We start from the raw sequence: 254 nt of genomic DNA on the forward strand, positions 1-254 counted from the left end.
GGTAGACATTGTTCGGGTCGGACAGGTCCGGCAGCGAATAGCGGCCGAAGCCGGCGCTGATCGGGATATTGAAGCCGACATCCTGCGGCGCCAGCATGCCGGCGTAGGTCTCCAGCTGCGACTGCTCGCGCTCGGCGCGCGAGTAGTTCAGGTCCAGGCTCAGCGTCCACGGATCGTAGCTGATCGTGTTGGTCCAGCCGGCGGAGAACAGCTTGTCCTCGCGGGTATTGTTGTCGTTGCGCACCAGCGGCTGC

Annotated in this window: 1 protein-coding gene; it reads right to left on the bottom strand. The window is 64.6% G+C overall.

Annotated elements, in window-relative coordinates; all coding sequences use genetic code 11:
• The coding region (locus tag SB775_RS31665) for a hypothetical protein (protein WP_410865249.1) at positions 1-254 on the bottom strand (254 nt) is incomplete at both ends.

The organism is Peribacillus sp. SIMBA_075 (genome assembly GCF_046534585.1).